The following is a 23472-nucleotide window of genomic DNA, read 5'->3' as shown; positions in this document are numbered from 1 at the left end:
TTTTCTTTTAATCCTTTTATTCAGAATACTCGGAAAGTGACAGAAGAGGGATATCAGTAAAAGACCTCTAAGATGTTTTACTAAGCAAAATCGCCCCTCTCCGACTCGGAGAGGGACAGACTTGAACTTTAGTTCAAGGCAGGGAGAGGTTCATCGAACTCACGTTAGATTAATCACGAGCTTGTCGCGTCACCACACCACCAACAAACGCCCCTAAGATAGTGCCTGTCCATAGCCCTGTTGTGCTACCTTGCCATATTGCTCCTGGTGTAATCCAAGCGTTGCACATCTCCTTTAAACCCCAAGGTTGGTTTTGACACTTTTGGCTATGCAGCATCATGGTAATTTGCCCACTAGTGTAAGCACCAAAAAAACCTGATGACAGCGCCAAGAAAGTGCAAATTAAAATTCTGTTTTTTGTCATTTGTCATTTGTCATTGGTCATTGGTCATTATGCCCCATGCCCAATGCCCCATTCCCAATCAACCTGTATTTCTCATTCCAGCAGCAATCCCATTAATAGTTAACAATGCTCCTCGCAGTAACTCGCCTTTGCTGTAACGAGAATGAATTACTCCAGAAGTAGCAGTAGTATTTTGGGACTGCCGTAGACGCTTAAGTAGTGAAACTTGAATAAATCCCAAGGGGACAATTGTCCCATTCCGTAACTGCACAGATCGTTGCAATACCGGATCGCCATCTAAGAGTCGATTGTGATCGGTGATTTTTAACACCAAATCCCTTGTCAGATAGAACTCGCTAGCAATTTGGTCAAAAACCTTGGCAAAACGAAGTTGATCTTCTGGTTTTGAGAGTTCTTGGACGTAGTGATGTGCCATTTGCATATCTACTTTTGCCAAAGTCATCTCGGCCTTAGAAATCACCATCTTGAAAAACGGCCACTTAACGTAAAAGTAGCGCAGTAATTTCAAGTGTTCTTCTGGTTCTGCGTTCAAAAATTCTTGTAAGGCTGTGCCAACGCCATACCAGGAAGGAAGTAAAAAGCGGGTTTGCGTCCAGCTAAATACCCAAGGAATAGCTCGCAGACTGCTTAAATCTTTTTTACCAGATGGACGACGAGCGGGACGGGAACTAATTTGCAGTTGACTAATTTCTTCAATGGGGGTTACTTCGTGGAAGAAATCAACAAAATCAGGCTGTTCGTAGATTAGGGCGCGATAATGTTGACGCGATCGCGCTGCTAATTCTTCCATAATCTCATTCCAGGGTTCAATATCATCAAACCCTGTCCGCAGCAGGCTGGCTTGAATCACAGCTGTGGTGATGGTTTCCATGTGATACAAAGCCAAGTCCAACAAGGAATATTTGGAAGCTAAAACTTCTCCTTGTTCGGTAATCTTGATTCGCCCATTGATACTATGACCTGGTTGAGCCAAAATCGCTTCGTAAGCAGGGCCCCCACCTCGTCCCACAGAACCGCCGCGTCCGTGGAAAATTCGCAAATTTAGATCGTAGTTTTCTGCTATTTGTTGCAGTGATTTTTGAGCTTTATGAATTTCCCAATTACTGCTTAAAAAACCAGAGTCTTTGTTGCTGTCAGAATACCCCAGCATTACTTCTTGTAAGTTGGGGGTGATGGAGGAGGCAGGGGAGCAGGGGAGCAGGGGGGCAGGGGAGGCAGGGGAGGCAGGGGGGGCAGGGGAGGGTGAATTTTCATCTGCACCTTCTGTTTTTGTCTGTTCGTAACCACCGGCTAATAAAGCGCGATATAACGGCAGTTCAAACAGTTTCCGCATGACGCTTCTAGAGCGTTGTAAGTCTTCTACTGTCTCAAAAAGGGGGATAACTTGAATAGTTCCGACGGCAATGGCGGGGTCAAAAAGTCTGGCTTCTTTAGCTAAAAGCAATACTTCCAACACGTCGCTCACGTCGCGGCACATACTGATAATGTAAGTTTGGCAGATGTTCAGACCAAATTCTTGTTGGAGCGATCGCACGACGCGAAAGGTTTCAATTACATCGTTGGTTTTTTCCGAAAATGGCAATTCTGCCGGAATTAATGGCCTGCGGGTTTGCAGTTCGCCTGTAAGCCAAGCAACTTTTTGCTCCTCGGATAGTTCGTTGTAAGGTTGGGGTAATATTTGCAGGTATTCCAGAATCTCATTGAGCGCATCGGCGTGGCGGGATGATTCTTGGCGGATATCTAACTGTGTCAAGTTAAAGCCAAAAATTTCTACCTGACAAATCAGATTTTCTAATTCTCGACAACTTAAACCTGTTTCTGTTAAGTTGCGCTGAATCATCCGCAGTTCTGCTAAAAAATCGGCACCCGAACGATATAGGGGACTGTCTTGATTTGTTGGCGTTTCCCGATTGTACAAAGCTATATTGCGATCGCGAGTATTTTCCAGCCGTTTCAGTACGTAAGCCAGTTTGAGCCGATAAGGTTCTTGTCGATAACGCAGTGCCAGTGCATCGTAGACTTCACTCAATTGGGACTGATCCAATTCTAGAGATTCCAGTAAGTCTGGTAAAACATCACTCCAGTGCATCGACACACTCAACAATTCAATCAGATTTTTCACTGACTGAATATATCTCCCGATCACCATTTTGCGCTGATAGCAAGCTGTTTTCCAGGTGATTTCAGGTGTGACTGATGGGTTTCCATCTCTGTCTGAGCCTACCCATGAGCCAAAAGAGCAAAAGTTTTTACTCGGTGGTTCAAGCCAAGGAAAGGTATTGGATAGAGCGTGTTTGAAACGTTTATACAGTTGTGGAATGCCATCAAATAAAACTTCTTGGAAGTAGTGCAGGGCATAATCTACTTCATCTAGCACTGTGGGTTTGAACTGGTGAAGTTCATCTGTACGCCACCACAGGCGAATCTCTTCGAGCAATTGTTCGCGGACATCTACTGCTTCCCAAGGATATGCTCCTGGTGTACTCCCAGAGTGATTTTCCAAGGTATCCAGTTTTTGCAAAAGTTGTACCACCTGTCGCTGCTTATCCCGGATAGTATGACGAACAATTTCCGTCGGATGCGCTGTAAAAACTAACCGCACATCCAGATGTGCAATTAGACGTTGAATTTGCTGGGGTGGTACATTCAGTTTGAATAAATAGGGAAACAAGGCAGCAAAAGTACCTTTTGGTTTGACTTGCGCCTTTTCGAGATAATTCTTTTTGAGGAAGGCTGCTGCTATTCCCTTGCTAACAGGCGCATCATCTTCTCTTTGATTGGAGGAATAGTTAACATTAGACGGTGTTTCCGGCTCCATAGCCTCTGTTTCTGCTTCATAACGACTCAATTGCTGCCGTTGTTCGTATTCCTGCTCTATGATGTTAATCAGCTGAAAATACAGAGCGAAAGCACGAGCCGCGCGAATTGCTTCGTTGATATTTAGTTGTTCAATTAATTTTACGGCTGAGGATGCTTGGTCATTTGTTGCTTGTCCCTCTGGCGAACATAGATCGCGCAACTCACGCAACAAGTCTACCATATTTTGACCGCATTCTTGCCGGAGAACTGACTCCCACAATTCTTCCACTACCTGGAGACGATGACGCAAAAATAATTCCGACACCGGGTATATATCAGCAGTTTGAGACGAAGAGTATAAAAGGGAACCCATATTCTCTATTCTTGTAAAGCTAATTACTGTTTACGGTTCTAGGTTTTGCACTTAATGCTCGCTGGGTTGTTCCTGAGCAAATAATTATTTGGTGTATATCTTCTCATCTTGATTGATTTCGCGTTCATCTGGGAAATCTAAATTGGGTAGGCGATCGCCTCGAAATAATTCTTCACTAGCTTCTCCTATGGCTTCTAGTGCTCTTACTGTAGTTTTTCCAGTAATCAGCAGCAGTAATATAGACGCTGTACCTATTTGTAAAAGGAACGATTGAGGAATGGGAAACAAATCCAGATTGGATGCGGGTTTAGGTGAAGACTGTTGGTTGGTAGGAGGCATTGCTAATTTTTGGTTATGGGAAGGATGAGTAAGAAGGAGTTAGGAGTTAGGAGTTAAGATGACTCCAACTATAAAGGGAGGGAGTTTAATGAGATAAGCTTATTGTTTGTTTCGCCCATCATGGGGCATTAGCGTAGTGGAACACAAGTCCAGCTTTAAAGGACAAGTCATCAGCCAGTCATATAAAATTATTCTGACTCCTGGCTCCTAACTTTTAACTCTTGTACAGACGCGATTAATCGCGTCTCTACTCCTAACTTCTGATTTCTGACTCCCTATTAGTAAAATAAACGCAAAACTCAACATTAGTCAGACTTGCAACCTATACAAGACTATCTTGTCCGATTTTGTGAGCTACGAAGGTAACAAAATTGTTAAAAAAAAACGTCAGAGTGTGATAAACCTATGGTTCTAGTTTACAAGTGCAGGCACTATCCCCCAACCATCGCTGACTGTAAAGTTAACTGAGCATGAAAACAGTAGTACCAGATCGCCAGCAATCCTTAGTGCAATGGGTAAGCCAAGCAACAGGGATCAACACTTTCGGAGTGAAAGTCCGGTTGCGGGGAAATGACCTTCATATTCTTTGTGAAGGTACAGAATGTCCGCAGCGTTGGCGTACTTTATCTGATTTGCTGCAAGCACTACAGCAAACAAACTTAGATATCCTCACAAACAGCGAACAAACCTCAATATATCAAGTATTTGTCTATGGCCGCAGAAAAGGGGAACAGCGTCCCTCGTGGTGCCATCGGGTTCACTTGAATCAAATAGATAAGCATCTCGATCAGGTGCAACAAGCGCTGCTAGCAGACTCGGAAAAATTAAAACAATCGGGTGGGGCGCTAATTGTCTCTAACGAAAGTTTGGCACGCCAAGGGAATCCAGAAGCGATCGCTCGATATTTAAGCGAAACTCTGAGTACGTTAGGTGTATCAGTACAGGTAAAGATTAAGCCATATAAGCCCAAGAATTCTCAGCCAGAAGAAAATCGCCTGTGGATATTTTGCCAGTCGAGCTATAGCCCTGATGCATCGTTGCTTGCCGAACCCATAGCACAAAAGTTACGTTATCTCAAGCTTTCCGGGTACCAAGATGCCGTAATTGTTTCTCAGGTGAGCGGCGAAACTGTCCCTGATTGGCTGCTGCGGGTGGATTTGACGCCACCAGAGGTGATGCTGAAAGAGTGGGCGCGTTGGGGAGATGTGCAAGCGATCGCTCGATTATTAGCTGAACTACTATCAGGGTTAAAAGTTGGTGTCCAAGTTTCTTTGAAAGAATCAACGCTACATATTTTTTGTATCCCAGCTTTCGATCCTTTAGGAACAGCCCCGATCCCAGACAAGGTAGCGTGCTTAGAGGCGATTTTACCGCAACTAGAAGCGATCGCTCCTCAAGCCATTCTCGCCGCCACCGTATACGGACAAAAAGCAGGCGACAAAGAACCCACTTGGATTGATTGGTTGAGTTTACCCGCAGCAAACTATCCCGCTTTTGCCATATCACCACTTGATTTGGCAAATACTGGTGATGAACCAGCGATGGTATTTTTACTAGAGCGCTTACTCAATCCTGATTTGGATTGGCGACTATTGACAGGTGGAATTCGCGTACTTCTACTGAACAAAAATGGTTTATTGCACATTATGTGTGATGCACCTGTTTGTCCACAGCGACAACAAGTAGCAAGTAAAATTACGCAGTTTATCCGCCAGTTAAAAATTTCCGGTATTATGGGAGTACGTATCTACGGTCGCCGTGCTGGGAATAAAGAACCTTTTTGGCATTATGGCGTCGATCTTGAACATCGCCAACGTTTAGTACCAGAAGCAACCCCAGAATTTGCTGCTACTTCTATATACATTGACGATTTAGTAACATCTGAGACTAGTGAACCAATTTTGCGCCCAGACTTAACGACAGAAGAAGTTCAAAATTTTGTAACCGAAGTAGCGCGAGATTGGATAGCAACGGCGAGTTCAACTGCGAGAAAATTCTTGTTGAAAAGCCAGTTATTTACCGAAAGCAGCGATTCAGCAGAACGTAACCATGATGTTCAAGGAATTAAAATTGCTCTAGTTTGGGGAACACTGGGATTATTGCTCACCCTGCAAACTGATTGGGTATTGGGTCGAATTATTGCACGTACTACGCCCACGCCAAAAGTAGCTAGTGCCACCCTCCCATCTCCATCTTCCGAGCAACAGGCATCTTTGACATCTGGAAAAAATCAGAGTGAGAAAACGACATTTTTTAGCAGCACTTCCAAGACAAAATCTCCTCCAAATCAGAGTTCTGTATTTAATGCTTCGGAATTTACCCAGACTGATGATACCCCAAAAAATAATTTGGCAGCCGCACCACTGAAGGAAAAAGCAACCGCAACAGCTATTCTTTTAGCAGCGCGATCGCAGATGCCAAGTTTTAATGTTAGGCAGTTAGACGAGCAACTAGCACTGTATAAACAGCGTTTAGCTAGAACTGGTACTCCACCAGATGTATTGATTATTGGCTCCTCCCGCGCTCTCAGGGGAGTAGATCCGGCAGCACTTTCTAAAGCTTTAGCAACTCAAGGCTATCCAAATCTTGACGTGTTTAACTTCGGGATCAACGGTGCTACGGCACAAGTTGTAGACTTTGTGATTCGTCACGTTCTAGAACCATCAGAGCTACCCAAAATAATTATCTGGGCAGATGGGGCGCGTGCTTTCAACGGTGGACGCGAGGATATTACCTTTAAATCGCTTGCGGCATCCGTTGGTTATAAGCAAGCATTCCAAAAAACAGCAACCACTGCAAATAGCAATGATTTACCAGAGAATACAGTAAATTCGGAAGAACAAAAAACAAACGAAGAAAAACAAGAGATTAGTACTTATGAAGCCGTCAATCAGTCATTAAATCAGGCTCTAGCCTCTGTTTCTGCTAGCTATCAAAACCGCGACCAAATTAAAAGTTTACTGCAAAAACAACTGCTCTTATTTGGTAAGAATCAAACAGTTGCATCACAAAAACAGTTGACAGACGGTACTTCAGATGAAAGTATTTCCCAACAAGCTGTTGACTTTGATGGCTTTCTACCTTTGTCGATTCGCTTTAATCCCGCGAGATACTATCAAAAACATTCCAGAGTTCCCGGAAATTATGACAACGACTATAAATCTTTCCAAGTAGAAGGACAGCAAGATACTGCTTTTCAAGAAGTGCTTCAGTTTACCCAGTCTCAGAAAATCTCTTTAGTGTTTGTCAATATGCCTCTGACGGCAGATTATTTAGATCCAGTGCGTAAACAATATGAGCAACAATTTCAGCAATATATGTTGCGTTTGGCTACTAATCCTAACTTTATTTATCGTGATTTGAGTCAACAGTGGCCAAAAGTAAATGATTTCTTTTCCGATCCTAGCCACCTCAATCGGTTTGGTGCATACGAAGTCTCGAAAAAGCTAGCTAACGATCCGATGATTCCTTGGCCAGTGAAGTAGGGAGTAGGGGAGCAGGGGAGCAGCGAGACAAGGGGACGAGGTGAGAAGGGGGATTACTAAAGCCAATGACAAATGACAAATGACTAAAAAATGAACTTTATCTCAATTTTCTATGGGCTGTTCTTATTGAGTGTGTTAGGGATTTACTGGTCTTTAGCACAACATAAATTGCGATTGTGGACGCTGCTAATTGCCAGTCTGGTTTTTTATTCCTCTTTGCACATCCAATACATACCATTACTATTAGCATTGACGTTTATCAATTTCCGTATCGGGCTGGCAATTGGTAATAACACATCACCAGGGAAACATTCTCTTGACTGGCAAATTTCTAATGAAGAGTGGCAATTTGCTCAAGTTGATTGGAATCGTCGCCGTCTAAAGGTTTTGTGGGTGGGGATAATTTTAAATGTTTTACTATTGTTAGCTTTTAAATATCTAACCCCTTTATTTAAGTTTGTTTTTCATATACAAACAAACTCACCAGATAACTCTTTTAAATTAATTGCACCCTTAGGAATTTCATTTTTCACCTTTGAATGTATTGCTTATTTAATAGATGTCTATCGCGGTGCGCCTGCTACCGATCAGTTTCTCAAATTTGCTACGTACAAATTATTCTTTGCAAAACTGATTTCAGGGCCGATTACGCGCTACCACAACTTAGCAAATCAATTTAATACACTAGAATTACCCAATACTAATAGAGTAGCCCAAGCGCTGTGGTTGATTGCTAGGGGCGCAGTCAAAAAAGGTATTTTTGCAGATCACTTGGGAATTTTTGTAGATTTATGTTTCGGTAATTTGCAACGGGCCGGTAGTACGGATCTCTGGTTAGCTACATTTGCTTATGGGTTGCAGTTATATCTAGATTTCAACGGTTACGTAGACATTGCCCGTGGTAGTGCTATGCTTTTCGGTTTAGTTCTACCTGAAAATTTCGACTTTCCTTATTTCAGCACCAATATTTCTGAATTTTGGCGGCGCTGGCACATGACTCTGGGTGATTGGTTACGTAACTATGTCTACTTTCCGTTGGGTGGTTCCCGTCGCGGTTTAGTCCGTACCTGCTGGAATTTATTTATTGTGATGCTAATTGCTGGTATCTGGCACGGTGCTGCTTTGGGTTATGTCGTTTGGGGTATACTCCACGGATTAGCTTTGGTGGTTCATCGACTTACAGATTCTATAAGCGATCGCTTTGAAACTTTAGAACAATTCTGGCAAAATCCTCTGGGTATCTTTGTCGCTTGGTTCTTAACTCAAATGATGGTTTTTACCTCTTGGATTTGGTTCCGTCTACCTAATCTCCAAGACTCTTCTTTGGTAATTCGGCATCTTTGGGGTTATCCGGCTGACGCCCAGTTTGCTGAAAAGGTCTATGTGGAAGCCTTAAATATGAACCAATCCCAACTCGCTTGGGTACTTCTAGGTTTAGCTGCGCTTATGGCTGTGGTCTATGCATTTAATCGAATGCTGAAGTTAGAGTTTAACTGGCCCCTTAAGCTTGTCTTCGTCCCCCTATGTTTTTACGCTGTTTGGTTATTAGCTCCTGAAGGCAGTTTGCCCTACATCTACTTCGATTTTTAACTGAACCATCAGACAATATAGAACTTAATATCTTGTTACAAATTGACAAGACTTAAAATGTTTTTCATGACCTAGTTGTAAAGAAGTGTAAAGGTAGATAACTAGGCGATCGCTTCATTGAAAGTGGTAGCTAGTTGATTGTTGAAATGGCTGAAAAAGCCTGAATCTATTACTTTTATTTTGATTATTTCATAGAAGGAAAACTTTACAGATCGATGAGCTTGTTAAAGAATTACGTTACAGAATATTAAGCCAAAGATCGCGTCAAAGTAAATTCATGTAGACTGTATTTCAACAGGCGAAAATAAATCCGCTTGTTCCATATTTAACAACCCATAGCACTTATAAAACCATGACCACAACCTTACAACGGCGCTCCGACGCTAATGTATGGGATCGCTTCTGCGAGTGGATCACCAGCACTGACAACCGTATATATATCGGTTGGTTTGGTGTACTCATGATCCCAACCCTGCTAGCTGCTACAACCTGCTTCGTAATTGCCTTCATCGCTGCTCCTCCTGTGGACATCGACGGCATCCGCGAACCAGTTGCAGGTTCTTTGATCTACGGAAACAACATCATCTCTGGTGCAGTTGTTCCTTCTTCAAACGCAATCGGCTTGCACTTCTACCCAATCTGGGAAGCAGCTTCTCTTGATGAGTGGTTGTACAACGGTGGTCCTTACCAGTTGGTAATTTTACACTTCTTGATCGGTTGCGCTGCCTACCTTGGTCGTCAGTGGGAACTTTCTTACCGCTTAGGTATGCGTCCTTGGATCTGCGTAGCTTACAGCGCACCTCTGGCTTCTGCTACCGCAGTATTCTTGATCTACCCAATTGGTCAAGGTTCATTCTCTGATGGTATGCCTTTAGGTATCTCTGGAACCTTCAACTTCATGATTGTGTTCCAAGCAGAACACAACATCTTGATGCACCCCTTCCACATGTTAGGTGTGGCTGGTGTATTCGGCGGTTCATTGTTCTCAGCAATGCACGGTTCTCTAGTAACTTCTTCCTTGGTTCGTGAAACCACCGAAACCGAGTCCCTTAACTACGGTTACAAATTCGGTCAAGAAGAAGAAACCTACAACATCGTTGCAGCCCACGGCTACTTCGGTCGTTTAATCTTCCAATACGCTTCTTTCAACAACAGCCGTTCACTGCACTTCTTCCTCGCAGCATGGCCTGTAATCGGAATCTGGTTCACCGCCTTGGGTGTAAGCACAATGGCGTTCAACTTGAACGGTTTCAACTTCAACCAATCAATCATTGACTCTGAAGGTCGTGTGATTTCAACTTGGGCGGATGTAATCAACCGCGCTAACCTGGGTATGGAAGTAATGCACGAGCGTAACGCTCACAACTTCCCCCTAGACTTAGCTGCTGGTGAAGTTACACCTGTCGCTCTGACTGCTCCTGCTATCAACGGTTAATTCTGAAGATTTAGCTAAATAAAAAGCGCCTCCATAAATGGGGGCGCTTTTTAGTTGTAATTATTTTAAAGATTAAAGCTTAATAAAATTTAAAAATAATGTCTTGAAAAATAAAAATTACTAATGTAAAACGTGATATTAGGAGCCGGGAAATTTTTCCCTTTTTTCAGACAGTCTCCCTTGGGAAATTAGTTAACAGCATTTTTGGTGTGAGGTAATTCCAGAGAGTCCCGGCTATTAGGGAGAAGGTATTTGGCGAAGTCTTTGAAAACAGCTTAATTCTCAATTCTTAAAATTGGGAAAGTTTGTTGTCACCGATTTATCAATAACACAGTTATGACCACAACTTTAGGAAGAAGCGAAAGCGGCAACCTGTGGGATCGTTTCTGTCAATGGATTACTAGCACCGACAATCGGCTTTATATTGGCTGGTTCGGCGTTTTAATGATTCCTACCCTATTAACCGCTACCATCTGTTTCATTATTGCCTTTATTGCTGCACCACCCGTTGATATTGACGGCATTCGGGAGCCAGTTTCTGGTTCTTTATTATACGGCAATAACATCATCACTGGTGCTGTTGTACCTACATCTAATGCAATTGGTTTGCACTTCTACCCAATTTGGGAAGCTGCTTCAATGGATGAATGGCTCTACAACGGCGGCCCTTATCAACTCATTGTCTTGCACTTCTTGATTGGTATCTTTTGCTGGCTCGGTCGGCAATGGGAGTTAAGCTATCGTTTGGGGATGCGTCCCTGGATTTGCGTTGCTTACTCTGCGCCTGTAGCTGCTGCGACTTCGGTTTTCTTAATTTATCCAATTGGTCAAGGTAGCTTTTCTGACGGGATGCCTCTGGGCATTAGCGGCACGTTTAACTTCATGTTCGTATTCCAAGCCGAGCATAACATCCTCATGCACCCATTTCATCAACTGGGTGTAGCGGCGGTGTTCGGTGGTTCCCTGTTTTGCGCGATGCACGGTTCTTTGGTGTCTTCCTCTTTAGTTAGAGAAACGACTGAAAGTGAATCTCAAAACTACGGATACAAGTTTGGACAAGAACAAGAAACTTATAGCATCGTAGCGGCTCACGGCTACTTTGGGCGCTTAATCTGGCAATATGCCAGCTTTAACAACTCGCGTTCCTTGCACTTTTTCTTGGCTGCTTGGCCTGTAGTTGGGATCTGGTTAACGGCATTGGGCATCAGTACGATGGCGTTCAACCTCAACGGGTTTAACTTTAACCAGTCAGTTCTTGACTCCAAAGGTCATGTAGTTAATACATGGGCAGATGTGCTAAACCGCGCCAATTTGGGTATAGAAGTGATGCACGAGCGCAATGCTCACAACTTCCCCCTGGATTTAGCGGCTGGTGAGGCAGTACCTCTGGCAACGATGTCTACGACGGGCGTAGATGCAGCACCTATAATTCACGGTTAATTGTAAGTTAAAATTCACTGCGCTCTCTGTATGGAGGGCGCTTTTTTCGTGCATGAAGCTATAGTTATACAAATATTTACACAGATAAAATATAAAAAAAATATCTGGTGTATTTGGGTACAATTACTAAATTGTTACTCATTTATATTAGTAAATGCATTGGTATAAATAAAAATAATTATCAAAACTGTAAGCAGTGGATAAACTAACTACTGATGATTATCCCAAAAGTTTACATACATTGTGTTTTCACAAACTACAAATCTTAAATTTTAGTTTTTGTCTCAATTCAATATAAAATCTAAAACTTAAAATCCAAAATCAACATGGCAGACCTAACTCCTAATTCTAGTTTTAGTTTGACACTGCGCTTGCAGATTCCCAATCGTGTAGGGATGTTGGCGTCAGTAACACATGCGATCGCAACCTGTGGCGGTAATCTCGGTCAAATCGATTTAATCGAGCAAACCCGCAAAGAGTCCACCCGCGATCTGACTGTGGATGCTGCTAGTACTGAACACGCTGAAACCATTGTGCAAGCAATCAAGGTGTTGCCAGATATCAAATTACTCAGTGTTTACGATCGCACCTTTAATTTGCATCGCGGTGGCAAAATCAGCATTAGCAGTAGAATTCCCCTGAAGAGTGTTTCCGATTTGGCAATGGCTTACACCCCTGGAGTCGGTCGAATTTGTACAGCGATCGCTCAAGATCCAGAGGAAGTTTATAAGTTAACCATCAAACAGAACACCGTTGCTATTGTTACCGATGGTAGTGCCGTTTTGGGTTTGGGAAATCTCGGCCCAGCTGCCGCCCTACCAGTTATGGAAGGCAAAGCAATGCTATTCAAGGAATTTGCGGGGCTGGATGCTTTTCCTATTTGTCTCGCCACCCAAGATACAGAAGAAATTATCCAGGCAGTTAAGAATATTGCGCCGGTGTTTGGGGGCGTGAATTTAGAGGATATTGCTGCACCTCGCTGCTTTGAAATTGAAAAGAGATTACGCCAAGAATTAGATATCCCCGTTTTTCACGACGATCAGCACGGTACAGCAATTGTCACTTTGGCTGCGTTGTTTAATTCTTTGAAACTGGTACATAAATCCTTAGCAGAAATCAAGATCGTGATTAACGGTGCTGGGGCGGCGGGAGTGGCGATCGCTCGGTTACTGCGTAAAGCTGGGGCAGAAAAAATCTGGATGTGCGACTCTAAAGGGATTCTCTCTACCAGTCGCAGCGATTTGACAGAAGAAAAACTCGAATTTGCTGTGAAAGGTCAAGGTACATTAGCGGGTGCAATGCAAGGAGCAGATGTGTTTATTGGAGTCAGCGCACCAGGAGTTTTGACACCAGAAATGGTGCAATCGATGGCGAAAGATCCAATTATCTTTGCAATGGCAAATCCGATTCCAGAGATTCAGCCAGAATTAATCAGTAAAGATGTGGCTGTCATTGCGACCGGTCGTAGCGATTACCCAAATCAAATCAATAACGTCCTTGCTTTTCCTGGGGTATTCCGTGGTGCTTTAGATTGTCGGGCACAGACAATTACCATCAAAATGTACCTAGAAGCCGCAAGTGCGATCGCCTCTTTAGTTAAGCCTTCAGACTTAAATCGGGAACACATTATTCCTTCAGTCTTTGATGAGCGTGTTGTCACTGCTGTTGCTGCTGCTGTGCAACGTGCCGCGCGGGAAGAAGGCATCGCGCGAAATTAATTAACTAAGGGACTTCCAAATAAAAAAATATTCAATTATTGATTGTAGGGTGGCAACATGAGCGCCATATAAACTGGGCGCTCATGTTGCCCACCCCACAAGATTGGATAGTTTATTTCTTGGATTTCCCTAAAATAATCACTTTCATGGGATGGGCGTATCGCCTGTCCCTGAACTTTTAGGCTGCAATCTATTTGCGCTATCAACTGATGTTAAACAGATAAGAATTGATGCATGATTGGTGATTAGATGAGTTGGGCTACCAATTTAGGAGCAAAGTAACACATCTAAAACACCATCATGTCAACTGTTTGCAATGAAGTACCAAGTTGGGGACGAGTTTTTACAAGAACTACCACTGATTTTAGCGGGGCCAATCCTCAAACATACTGAGCCAGAGTCTGTGACAGTATGGGTCGCACTAAAACAGTCTTGTCAGGTAAAACTTAAGGTTTATGACACAACAAATGATGGTGAAGTAATCGGAAATTGCTTATTGGAGGGAGAACGCTCTACCTTTGCTCTGGGTAAGTATCTTCATGTAGTTGCGATCGCGGCTCGATCTACAATTGGACATTGCCTAACTGGAGGTCACATCTATGCATACGACCTCCAGTTTACTGTTGCTGACCAAACCCTGCAAATGCAACAAGCATTATGTTCAAACTCCTCTCCTCCAGTCAGCATCAGCTACTTCGATCATCAAAAACCAACCTTTGCTTTACCGCCAAACCGTTTTCAAGATTTGCAAATTGTCCATGCTTCCTGCCGTAAACCTCACGGGCATGGGTTTGATGCACTGCCAATTCTCGATAGTATGATTCAGGCATCAGCCAATCAACCCCAGCACCGACCTCACCAACTGTTTCTCACGGGAGATCAAATTTATGGAGATGATGTAGCAGAACCATCTCTGTGGGTTGCAACTACTCTTGGTGATGCCCTCTTGGGTTGGGAAGAACGACTTCCGGTGAATGGAGTGTACTGCACTCCCCAGCAACTACCCCCTGGAGAACGGGCTGATGCTGCGACAAATCAAGCTGGTTTGACGGCAGGACTACATAACAAAGCAGAGAAAGTCAACAGTCATCTTTTCAGTCTGGGTGAATATTACGCTACTTATTTACTCGCTTGGTCGCCAGTGTGCTGGCCGACAACATTTCCCAAAGGGCAGCAAGTAATGCGCGATCGCCATGCTATCAAGAAGTGGAACCGAGAAGTCCAGCATTTGCGCCAATTCATCTATACCCTTTGGAAAGTGCGCCGCGCCCTTGCCAATATCCCCATGTACACCATCTTTGATGACCATGATGTTACTGATGACTGGAATTTAAACCAAGCTTGGTGTTTGCGCGTGCTGGGGCAACCATTAGGGCGAAGAATAGTCCAAAATGCATTGTTAGCCTATACAGTATTTCAAGGTTGGGGCAATACACCAGAGCAATTTACAGAAGGAAAATCAGGTGAAAAGCTGTTGGCGGCTTCACAAGCTTGGTCAGCTTCTCAAGGAAGAGATGCAAAGGCTAATCAGGCGATCGCTCGTTATGTAGGAATGCCAGCCAACGATCCCCACACAGGTTTACCTATTTTAGTCCGAGACGGTTCAGTATTTATTCTGGATCGAGATCCTGAAGCGCTGACTTGGCATTACATAGTCCGCAGCGATTGCCATGAAGTAATTGTGCTGGATACCCGTACATGGCGAGGTTATCCAGCCGATCAAAAACCAATTGCCCCACCGATGCTGTTGTGTCCCAAAGCCTTTGAGCAACAACTACTTTTACCTTTACAACAAGTAACTGAACAAACTCAGATTAAAACTACATTTGTGATTGCGCCTACAAATGTTTTTGGATTACAAGTGATTGATTGGATTCATCATTGGCAGTTAAACCAGGAGAAAGTTTTTTCAACAGATGTTGGAGATGCTTGGAACATTAATGTTGAAGCACTGGCGAAATTCCTAACTACTTTGTTTGAGGAACGTCAACAAGTCGTGATTTTATCTGGGGATATTCACTACAGTTCTGTTGCTCACCTATCTTATGCACGCACCCATTCCAAATTACAATCTGTCTTGATACAGCTAACCGCTAGTGCATTGAAGAATGAAGAGATGTTGACGCGGCTGATTCATACACGATTGAAAGATTGGCTGCTACCAGAACAGGTACGACATTGGATCGGCTGGATAAAGCCACCCAATATGGTAGAAATTTCCGAGAAACAATTACACCATAATCCTCAGCTACTGAATGACCCTGACTGGCATTGTGTACTGGAGTGGATACCTCGAAACACTGCTCAGACTTCTACTTACACAGCAGATATATTATCATTGATAGCTCCTTGGAAACGAGCCGAAAATGCCAAATGGAAATGGTTACAACCTCTGATTTTTTGGAAATCTCGTTGGTTTCAAGAGGGACGAGAAGTAGTTGGATTGAATAATTTAGCTCTGGTTCACTTTGAGTTAGCAGATGAGAGTAATTATTGTAAAGTTATGCAAGATTTATACTGGTTTTCTTGTTGGTATCCAACCCAAATTGTTTACAGCCGTTTTGAGAGCCAGTTAACGCCCAATCAGTCATTGTTAAGATGAGCGGTTTTGCTATGTGAATGGAAAGTTTAGGTGTATATGTGGGCACTCTAGACTGAAGAAACATACTGGAGAGTGATTTCTATGTCTACGAACCCAATTAGTGCAACATTGGCACAAACAGACAGAGATGCTGTGTTGCAAGCGATCGCCACCATTAAAGAAAAGCTACCATTTTTGGTTGATTTGAGTGCCGACGATCGCAAGACTTTACCCAAGATGGGAGATAAGAGTCGGGCGTTTGTAAGCAAAGCATTAGAGATGGCGGCGCAGAATCCAGAGTTTTTACCGCGATCGTTTGACTTGGAAGAGATGCGAAAGGATGTGCAATTATTTGAAGCATTGTATCCGGTGTTATTGTCGTTGAAGCAGTTACAAGAGTTGGTAGATGATACATCTCTTGCAGTCGGTAGTGAAGCTTATGCAGCCGCGTTACAGGTGTATAACTACGCCAAAGCCAGTGGAAAAGGGACGGGTTTAGATGCAGTGGTTGTGGAAATGGGACAACGATTTGCTCGTAAACCTGGAAAATCCAAGTCTCAAAAAGCAGCTTTGTAGAAAAGAGTTCACTATTTGCACTTAAAATGTGCAACGTTGAAGCTCAGAATTTGGATGTTGGAGTTAAAAGCACAACATTTCGAGTTCTGAAACTCTATTTTTTAGTTCAAAGGCTCAATGTTCCAGCAAAAAGGTGCAACGTTCGAGTTCAAAGGTGCAACGTTCCAGCAAAAAGGTGCAACGTTCGAGTTCAGAGGCTCAACGTTCGAGTAAAAAGGTGCATATAACCTATATATTACCCCCCTTTTTAAGGGGGGCAGGGGGGATCAAAACTATAAACTATGACCAAAAACCTCAATAATAGCGATTTTCATCTACCCTACAATCCAAAGCTTGTGGAAAGAGCAAAAGAACTTCGCAAAAATATGACTCCAGCAGAAAAGAAGCTTTGGTATGGATATCTAAGAACCTTTCAATTTCGCGTTTTCAAACAACGGACGATTAATCATTTCATCGTTGATTTCTACTGTCCCATTTTAAAAGTAGTGATAGAAATTGATGGGGATAGTCATTTTACAGATCGAGGTCAAGATTATGACATGGAGAGAACTCATATTCTGGAAGGCTATGGTTTAAAGGTTCTCAAGTTTACAAATAGCCAAGTTTTAAATCAGTTTGATAGTGTGTGTGAGCAGATACAGGGTTTGATCCCCCCTAACCCCCCTTAAAAAGGGGGGAAATCGTAGTTTAGTTTTTTTACAGCAGCGATCGCCTTTCAACCCTCATCATCTAACCTCAGAACTTGAAGGTTGCACTTCAGAGGTTAAAGAGTCGAGCTAGGAGTTTAGAATTTAAGTTACAAGAGATATAGATTACTGGCACAAGGGTTAGACAATGAGTGAAACTCAGACCCAGTTACCGACAGATATATGGATTTGTGCTTCTTGGCAAGAGTATGAGCAGATAGTCGCTAACTTGCTCAACGAGAAGGGAAAAAGCTATTACTACAAAGGACATATGAGGCTGGAGATGCCACCAGTTAGTTTTGCTCATGGTAAAGACCATGTAATAATTATTTTTGCTGTAACTCTATTTGCGACTATTAAAGGGATTTTAGCCACAGGCTTAGACACCACGACTTTTCGTAAAACTGGTATTCAGGACTGTCAACCCGATGTAGCGTATTACTTTAGAGAACGTGCCCAAACTATCCCAGCAGGTACAGGAATCGTCAACCTCGATGGCTATCCTGCACCGGATTTAGTGATTGAGATTGCGAAAACATCTCTGCTGGATGACTTGGGTACAAAGCGATCGCTCTATGAAGAGTTGGGTATTGCTGAATACTGGGTAGTAGATGTTCAAAATGCCGAAATTATAGCTTATGCGATCGCAGATCGAGGCAGTAAACGTATTCAAGAATCACAGGTATTGCCTGGATTGATAATTGCAATTTTAGAAGAAGCCTTACGCCGTAGCCGTGAGATGAATCAATCTGAAGTTGGAGCTTGTTTATTGAGCCAGTTTCAGCAAAAGGAGGGTTGAACTTTGGCAGTTTGGAGCATTGTTAATTACTCACAGCTTCTATCAGATTTACGATTGGATTCCGAGTATTATCAGCCTAAGTATCTATTTTAGGAGAAGAAAATCTCAAATCTTTATCCAAGATACTTACAAAATTTAGCAATGATTTCTGATGGAAATCATCTAACGATTAGTGAGGTTTGAGATGATTATCCCGATTTTAGATATGCGTCTATTCCGAGAAAAACAATGGTTATTTAGCTTACTTATAATATCTCTATTTCTATGGCTGATATTTTTGGGAAACTCCGCTTTAAGAGATTGGGATGAAGGTACTGTGGCACAGGTTGCCCGTGAAATTTGGCGTGCCCCGCTTGGTTCAATGCATTGGCTTTATCCTACATTGGGAGGACAACCTTATCATAATAAGCCACCCCTAATGCACTTATTAATTGCTTGGACTTACTCGATCGCAGGCGTGAATGAGTGGACAACGCGTCTACCGGGTGCAGTATTAACAGCCTTGGGCGTGCCTTTGCTTTACTTGGTGGGATGTTTGCTTTTTAACCAAATACCAGCTCTGTTTAGCGCTTTAGTTTACCTGACGATGTTGCCTGTAGTGCGTCACGGAAGGCTAGCAATGCTAGATGGTACAACTATTACCTTTTTCTTGCTGCTGTTGTTTTGTTTGCTAAAAGCACGTCAGAATCGTCGATATGCTCTCGGTGTGGGATTTTGTCTGGGGTTAATCGCTCTCACGAAAGGGATGATAGTTTTACCGCTAGGAGCGATCGCTTTTTTATTCATGATTGCAGATCGGCAGTTTGCTTTGTTAACAAGTCCCTATTTATTAGTGGGAATATTTTTAGGAAATGCACCTGCGATCGCTTGGTTTGTCGCTCAATGGCAACATTATGGCGAAACTTTCTTCCAAGTGAACTTTCAAACACAAACTTTTGATCGTCTGACACAATCTGTTGAAGGTCATAGCGGGCCACCTTGGTATTATTTAATTGAGTTAATTAAATATAGTTTTCCTTGGCTACTATTTTTACCAGGAGGTTTTTATCTAGCTTGGAAAAAACGTCATACTACCTGGGGTCGCTTAATTCTTATTGGCACAATTATTTACTTAGGGACTATCTCTTTAATGAAAACTAAGCTTCCTTGGTATGTTATGCCTGTATATCCATTTTTAGCTTTGGCAATTGGTGCGAAACTTAGCGAAATTTGGCAGTACGGTCATTTTAAGGTGCGAAGTTTGAGAATATTTATGACTATTATTGCTATTGCTGGTTTAGGAGGTTTTGTTTACTTTATTCTTGCAAAGAAAGAACCTAGTTTAATAGTCATGAGCATTGTTTTGGCAATCAGTATGAGTATTGCAGCATGGCTAATTAAACAACGCGATCGCAACTTTATTCCAGTGCTATTTTCTGGGATGTACTTAGTTTTAGCACTGTTAATGAGTTCGCAATCATGGATCTGGGAATTAAAGGAAGCTTTTCCGGTTAAACCAGTAGCAGAATTAATTCGGGCAAATGTTTCAACAGGAACACAAATTTATACTTCTTTTGCTTATGGGCGTCCTAGTTTAGACTTTTACTGCGATTGTAAGGTAACTCCTGCAACTGTTCCAACTTTACAACAAATGTTATCTAATAAATCTTATTTGCTGTTAGACAATGGGGCTTTGCAGCAAATCAATTTAACTGGTAGTAAAATTATCGGTTCGGCTCAAGGATTTACACTAATTTCACCATAATTTATGAATTAATTTGAATGAATTTATCCTTTAGAGACATATTCTCTAAAATTGAACTTTGGATAAATAGCGCTGCTACGATCCTTCGTTTGTTACTTGAACAATGGATTGACTAGATTGGGCTAGATAGATACCCATTAAAACTACGGCAAAAGTCGCCCAGTCAAACAAAGCTACTTGTTCTGCAAAAATAAACCAAGCAAAAATGGAAGCTAGAACTGGTTCTAAAAGAAGCGTGACGGCGACAACGCCTGAAGAGATTCTGCTAAGACTATAAGCTAAAAGTCCCTGACCCAACACTTGGCAGAAGAGAGCTTGAAAAATTATGAAAAACCAACCCATCCAGGAATAGGGCAATAGTCTATCTTCGAGGAATGGGAGGACTGGTAATAGAAACATTGTTGTTACTCCACATCGCCACAGCATGATAGTTGCAGTGCTAAATCTGGTTCGGAGTCTTTCTATCAGCAGCATACACGTAGCCATGAAAACCGCAGTTAGCAATGCTAATGCATCACCTAATATTTGATCGGTTGCAAATTGTACCTTATTGAGTTCAAAGGCGATCGCTCCTCCCAAAGCGACAACCAGACCAATCACGAATCTATTGTCGAAACGCCGACCAAATAATAAATACCCAGCCAAAGCAACAAATAAAGAGTTCAAATTAGACAGTAAAGCCACGTTGGCAACACTAGTTTGACTCAGCGACCAAGCCCATAATAGAAGATAGGTTCCAGCAGAGGTTCCCATTGCCAACAATAGCCACACTTCTTGACTTGTAAAAGGCTTCTGTTCTATAGATTGGTTATCAAGCAAGGCAGGAGTAATATTGCCTTCTGCCCCCTGCCCCCTGCCTCCTTCAATAGACTGTTGGTAGCGGAAAGCCTCAAGTCCATTCCACAAACCAAAGACAACTGTTGCAATCCAACTGCGATGAAATACTACAGCATTTGCACCAATTTCTTGTTGACACAATTTAGTCAAAGATGGTGCTAAAGATATGGGAATTAAGGCAAACAATAATGATACAGTTCCTAATAAAGCTGGTGTTTCTGAAAATTGTTGCTTTAGTAATGACAGTTTAATCGTCATACTTTTAACGAAAGTGTTAACTATATTGTTGACTGATGCCTGGAACGGATAATTAATAGCAGCTTGGCTAGATATGGCTAAGTATAAACCCATTAAAACTACAGCGAAACCTATCCAATTCGAGAAAGTTAATTTTTCTGAAAAAATTACCAGAGCGAAAATGCCGCTAAATACTGGCTCTAACAGATGCACCAAGGAGACAACCACAGAGGAAAACTTAGCAAGGCTATAGGTCAAAAGCCCATGACCTAAAACTTGGCAAACCAGCGCCAAGCAAATTACCCACACCCACCCACTGACTGTAGAGGGGAAAAGCCGATCTTGAGTAAACAAAAGTATGGGGAAGATAGCTAGAGCGGCGATCGCACAGATCCACAATTGAATTGTAGCTGGAGAAAATTTAGTTCGTAATTTTTCTACGATCAGCAGGTATGCACTCAATAAAACCGCCGAAACGATCGCAGCCAAGCTTCCTTGAACCTCGTCTGTAGCAATTTGCAACTCCTCAAATTCAATAGCGATCGCTCCCCCAAGGGCGATGACCATGCCAATCAGGAATTGCTTCTCAAAACCCTTACCAAATAGCAGCCACACCCCTAAACTAGTAAATATGGGAGCGAGATTATGCAACACACTAGAAATCGCAACACTAGTTTGAGTCAGCGACCAAGCCAACAAAACTAAAGTGGCAGCCCAAAGAATACCAGCACCTAGTAATAGCAGCATATCCTGACTGGTGTAAGACTGCTGTTCTACAGGTTTGTCTGCGGAAAATTGCTGCCGTATTGCTTTGTATCCATGCCAAATCAAGAAGGCCACGCTAGCAAGCCAAAAGCGATTAAATACAGTTGCACTGGGGCTAAGTTCAATTTCGCTCAATTTCATAAAAATAGAGCCAAAAGAAATGGCACCTACACCTAGAAATAATGAAGCGATCGCTATCTTCGTTTGATTGAATACATTCATTAGGAAATTTAAATTCAATTTCTTCGCAATAATGGATCGAACCTTCTAACCAACCCAATGCTCTTGGGCAAATCCTACAGCTATTTTGGCTAGTAATGTCACAAAAGCGCCTAATATTAAATATCCTTGACGAGGATGGCGAGATAGCAGCACACCAATGGCTATATTCAGAGGCACAATACCGTAGGCGAGACGGCTCAAGGAAATAGTGCCTCCAGAGGCTAGCAGTAAACCAATACCACAAAAGCCATAAATAACTGTAACTGGGGTCAGTTGCGTGTGGAAGCGCCACAACACATAGCCACCACCCAAGACCATGAACAAGTTGAGGAAGTTATCGATCCACTGTTCGCTTGCCAGAATCAACAAAAGTAAGACTAAACCATAAAAGCTATAAAATAATTTTACAGAACTAAAACGTTGACGGAAATGCAATAAAAGATAGCCACTGACAACAATCGCACCAAATAACAACAGATACCAGGGATCTTGAATCCCGCCAGAGGAGTTTTGAACCCAACCAAATTGCCAATTTTTACTGCCAACGGCAATTTGCATGAACATATTTAACCAACCTTGCCAATCAAATCCTAGAGTTGGTCGCCATCCTCGCTGTGCTTCGATAAAAGCTAAGGGGTTGCCAAAATAAATCGCACAATACAAACTGAATAAAAGTATGCCAATAGCAGTAGTCAAAGCGGCTATATAGGCAATAGGTGGTCGGCGTTCTTTCCAGGCTGCGATCGCCAATGCTGGAATTAGTGCCATACCTGTAGGACGTGTTGCTGTCGCCATCGCGCCCCAAAGAGCAGTCCAGCCATATTGCTTTTGATCGAACGCCTGCAAAGTCGCCGTACTCAAAAACAAATACAGCCCCTCTGTGTAAATCACTCCCGTAAACATCGAAGCCGGATACAAAGAAAGCACAGCAGTTACCCAGTGTGCTGCATTGATGCCATAACAATCCTTGACCCAAAAATACAAACAGTAAAGTGCTCCAAAAAATGCCAAGTTGTTGACTAACGTGCCTGCCAATTCAAACGGTAAGCCCAACTCCATCAAAAACCAGATGCTTAAGGGAAACAGGGGAAAGAAGGCCAAATTATGTTGCTTGCCGTCATTCACAAATTCATAACCAGAAGTTGCGATCGCACGGTAATGGATACTATCCCAAGCATCAAAAACTCCCCAGCCAAAACGGGGCAAAAATTCCTCTGCTGGTAATGATAGTTTTGGCGCAACCAGCAACATAGCTGTCCAGATAAATATTCGACTGGCAAGCCATATTGCTGCTGGAAACAGGAAATCATTTTTCCATAAAATTTTTTTTATAACTATCTGAGCTTTGACCATAGGGTTGAGTGCTTTAACAAACTCCTTTATGTATCTTTCTACCTATGGCTGCAATCCAGCAATTTATGA

Annotated in this window: 15 protein-coding genes; 10 read left to right on the top strand and 5 right to left on the bottom strand. The window is 42.6% G+C overall.

Annotated features, from left to right (window positions below; translation table 11 throughout):
• Positions 1-169: 169 nt before the first annotated feature.
• The 3 genes from RMZ95_RS25380 to RMZ95_RS25370 all read right to left on the bottom strand — a co-directional run bounded on the left by RMZ95_RS25380 (position 170) and on the right by RMZ95_RS25370 (position 3935).
• Positions 170-424 (bottom strand): hypothetical protein, encoded by a 255-nt coding sequence (locus tag RMZ95_RS25380; RefSeq protein ID WP_322682201.1) that lies wholly within the window; start codon positions 422-424, stop codon positions 170-172.
• 58 nt (positions 425-482) lie between these two features.
• On the bottom strand, positions 483-3596 hold the full coding sequence (locus RMZ95_RS25375) for a phosphoenolpyruvate carboxylase (RefSeq protein ID WP_322682202.1): 3114 nt from the start codon (positions 3594-3596) through the stop codon (positions 483-485).
• Positions 3597-3680: 84 nt separating this feature from the next.
• Positions 3681-3935 carry a hypothetical protein gene (locus RMZ95_RS25370; RefSeq protein ID WP_322682203.1) on the bottom strand — a complete coding sequence of 85 codons (255 nt, stop codon included), beginning with the start codon at positions 3933-3935 and terminating at the stop codon, positions 3681-3683.
• Positions 3936-4405: 470 nt separating this feature from the next.
• Here RMZ95_RS25370 and RMZ95_RS25365 point away from each other — a divergent pair, with 470 nt between their 5' ends.
• The 10 genes from RMZ95_RS25365 (at position 4406) to RMZ95_RS25320 (ending at position 19989) form a co-directional block, all read left to right on the top strand.
• The gene (locus tag RMZ95_RS25365; RefSeq protein WP_322682204.1) at positions 4406-7420 is read left to right on the top strand and encodes a DUF1574 family protein; all 3015 of its coding nucleotides are present in this window, start codon (positions 4406-4408) and stop codon (positions 7418-7420) included.
• A gap of 90 nt (positions 7421-7510) precedes the next feature.
• A complete protein-coding gene (locus tag RMZ95_RS25360) occupies positions 7511-9010 on the top strand; it encodes an MBOAT family protein (protein ID WP_322682205.1) in 1500 nt (499 codons plus the stop codon).
• A 352-nt stretch (positions 9011-9362) separates the two neighbouring features.
• The gene (gene psbA / locus RMZ95_RS25355; RefSeq protein ID WP_409883758.1) at positions 9363-10445 is read left to right on the top strand and encodes a photosystem II q(b) protein; all 1083 of its coding nucleotides are present in this window, start codon (positions 9363-9365) and stop codon (positions 10443-10445) included.
• 336 nt (positions 10446-10781) lie between these two features.
• On the top strand, positions 10782-11885 hold the full coding sequence (psbA, locus tag RMZ95_RS25350) for a photosystem II q(b) protein (RefSeq protein WP_322682207.1): 1104 nt from the start codon (positions 10782-10784) through the stop codon (positions 11883-11885).
• 326 nt (positions 11886-12211) lie between these two features.
• Positions 12212-13603, top strand: a complete 1392-nt coding sequence (locus RMZ95_RS25345; RefSeq protein ID WP_322673243.1) for a malic enzyme-like NAD(P)-binding protein — start codon at positions 12212-12214, stop codon at positions 13601-13603.
• Positions 13604-13919: 316 nt separating this feature from the next.
• Positions 13920-16205, top strand: a complete 2286-nt coding sequence (locus tag RMZ95_RS25340; RefSeq protein ID WP_322682208.1) for a PhoD-like phosphatase — start codon at positions 13920-13922, stop codon at positions 16203-16205.
• Between the two features lie 81 nt (positions 16206-16286).
• Positions 16287-16760 carry a hypothetical protein gene (locus RMZ95_RS25335; protein WP_322682209.1) on the top strand — a complete coding sequence of 158 codons (474 nt, stop codon included), beginning with the start codon at positions 16287-16289 and terminating at the stop codon, positions 16758-16760.
• Positions 16761-17041: 281 nt separating this feature from the next.
• Positions 17042-17428 (top strand): endonuclease domain-containing protein, encoded by a 387-nt coding sequence (locus tag RMZ95_RS25330; RefSeq protein ID WP_322682210.1) that lies wholly within the window; start codon positions 17042-17044, stop codon positions 17426-17428.
• A gap of 166 nt (positions 17429-17594) precedes the next feature.
• Entirely contained in the window at positions 17595-18245 is a 651-nt protein-coding gene (locus RMZ95_RS25325; protein ID WP_322682211.1) for a Uma2 family endonuclease, read from the top strand.
• 205 nt (positions 18246-18450) lie between these two features.
• The gene (locus RMZ95_RS25320; RefSeq protein WP_322682221.1) at positions 18451-19989 is read left to right on the top strand and encodes a glycosyltransferase family 39 protein; all 1539 of its coding nucleotides are present in this window, start codon (positions 18451-18453) and stop codon (positions 19987-19989) included.
• A gap of 75 nt (positions 19990-20064) precedes the next feature.
• On the opposite strand, the gene RMZ95_RS25315 is transcribed toward RMZ95_RS25320, so the two are convergent.
• Both RMZ95_RS25315 and RMZ95_RS25310 read right to left on the bottom strand, forming a co-directional pair.
• Positions 20065-22050 (bottom strand): DMT family transporter, encoded by a 1986-nt coding sequence (locus RMZ95_RS25315; protein WP_322682212.1) that lies wholly within the window; start codon positions 22048-22050, stop codon positions 20065-20067.
• 45 nt (positions 22051-22095) lie between these two features.
• Positions 22096-23403, bottom strand: a complete 1308-nt coding sequence (locus RMZ95_RS25310; protein WP_322682213.1) for a mannosyltransferase family protein — start codon at positions 23401-23403, stop codon at positions 22096-22098.
• Between the last annotated feature and the right edge of the window lie 69 nt (positions 23404-23472).

The organism is Nostoc sp. DedQUE07, assembly GCF_034530975.2.
Classification (GTDB): Bacteria; Cyanobacteriota; Cyanobacteriia; order Cyanobacteriales; family Nostocaceae; genus Nostoc.
The sequence above is the reverse complement of the archived record's forward strand: the minus strand, read 5'-3'. Positions and strand labels throughout refer to the sequence as shown.

What these genes read in the sequence shown, in the direction of transcription:
- RMZ95_RS25380 (WP_322682201.1), bottom strand. Translation starts at nt 424, where the DNA reads ATGACAAAAAACAGAATTTTAATTTGCACTTTCTTGGCGCTGTCATCA.
- RMZ95_RS25375 (WP_322682202.1), bottom strand. Translation starts at nt 3,596, where the DNA reads ATGGGTTCCCTTTTATACTCTTCGTCTCAAACTGCTGATATATACCCG.
- RMZ95_RS25370 (WP_322682203.1), bottom strand. Translation starts at nt 3,935, where the DNA reads ATGCCTCCTACCAACCAACAGTCTTCACCTAAACCCGCATCCAATCTG.
- RMZ95_RS25365 (WP_322682204.1), top strand. Translation starts at nt 4,406, where the DNA reads ATGAAAACAGTAGTACCAGATCGCCAGCAATCCTTAGTGCAATGGGTA.
- RMZ95_RS25360 (WP_322682205.1), top strand. Translation starts at nt 7,511, where the DNA reads ATGAACTTTATCTCAATTTTCTATGGGCTGTTCTTATTGAGTGTGTTA.
- psbA (WP_409883758.1), top strand. Translation starts at nt 9,363, where the DNA reads ATGACCACAACCTTACAACGGCGCTCCGACGCTAATGTATGGGATCGC.
- psbA (WP_322682207.1), top strand. Translation starts at nt 10,782, where the DNA reads ATGACCACAACTTTAGGAAGAAGCGAAAGCGGCAACCTGTGGGATCGT.
- RMZ95_RS25345 (WP_322673243.1), top strand. Translation starts at nt 12,212, where the DNA reads ATGGCAGACCTAACTCCTAATTCTAGTTTTAGTTTGACACTGCGCTTG.
- RMZ95_RS25340 (WP_322682208.1), top strand. Translation starts at nt 13,920, where the DNA reads ATGAAGTACCAAGTTGGGGACGAGTTTTTACAAGAACTACCACTGATT.
- RMZ95_RS25335 (WP_322682209.1), top strand. Translation starts at nt 16,287, where the DNA reads ATGTCTACGAACCCAATTAGTGCAACATTGGCACAAACAGACAGAGAT.
- RMZ95_RS25330 (WP_322682210.1), top strand. Translation starts at nt 17,042, where the DNA reads ATGACCAAAAACCTCAATAATAGCGATTTTCATCTACCCTACAATCCA.
- RMZ95_RS25325 (WP_322682211.1), top strand. Translation starts at nt 17,595, where the DNA reads ATGAGTGAAACTCAGACCCAGTTACCGACAGATATATGGATTTGTGCT.
- RMZ95_RS25320 (WP_322682221.1), top strand. Translation starts at nt 18,451, where the DNA reads ATGCGTCTATTCCGAGAAAAACAATGGTTATTTAGCTTACTTATAATA.
- RMZ95_RS25315 (WP_322682212.1), bottom strand. Translation starts at nt 22,050, where the DNA reads ATGAATGTATTCAATCAAACGAAGATAGCGATCGCTTCATTATTTCTA.
- RMZ95_RS25310 (WP_322682213.1), bottom strand. Translation starts at nt 23,403, where the DNA reads ATGGTCAAAGCTCAGATAGTTATAAAAAAAATTTTATGGAAAAATGAT.